Raw genomic sequence first — 579 nt, forward strand, 5'->3', positions numbered from 1 at the left:
CGGCCGCGACGGCCGCATCGTCGAGCCGCGCGCGCTGGCCGACAGCGCCCGGCAGGCGGCCCGCGAGGCGCTGGCGGCGTACGACGGGGTCGAGGCGGCCGGACGACCGGGGCCGCACGGACAGGACGACAGGCAGGAGCGAGGGCTTTGAGCGAGTCGGCGACGTCCGGAGCGCGGACCATGACGGCGGCGTCCGCGTTCGCGGGGATGAGGAGCGTGGCCCCGGTGATGTTCCGGGCGGGCTGCCCGGACTGCCGGGAGCGCTTCGAGCTCGCCGCGAGCGCGCTGCGCCTGGCCATCGGCGCCAGCAGCCGCACCACCTTCTACTCCTTCACCTGCCCCGAGTGCGGGGCGGCCGTCCGCAAGCCGGCGGGGGAGCGGATCGTGGAGCTGCTCACCGGCGGCGGGGTCCGGACGCTGCGGCTCCACTCGACCGTCTAGGCTCACCCCCATGTTCTGGCCGATGTTCGCGATTGCCGTGGGGTTCCTGGGTCTGCTGGTGCTCGGGGTGCTCGCCGTCAAGGTCTTCGTCGAGGCGGAACGGCTCGGCAGGCAGGTCGCGGACTCGGCCCGCCGCAT

General features: G+C 75.0%; 1 protein-coding gene and 1 pseudogene. Both read left to right on the top strand.

What is annotated here, in order from left to right:
* Positions 1-151 (top strand): annotated as a pseudogene (locus B7767_RS48625) (WYL domain-containing protein); the annotation flags it as partial.
* A gap of 29 nt (positions 152-180) precedes the next feature.
* Positions 181-441: a hypothetical protein gene (locus B7767_RS35155; protein WP_037805260.1), complete on the top strand. Its 261-nt coding sequence runs from the start codon at positions 181-183 to the stop codon at positions 439-441.
* Positions 442-579: the final 138 nt, after the last annotated feature.

Origin of the sequence: Streptomyces sp. 13-12-16, from assembly GCF_002114215.1 — a bacterium.
GTDB lineage: Bacteria > Actinomycetota > Actinomycetes > Streptomycetales > Streptomycetaceae > Streptomyces.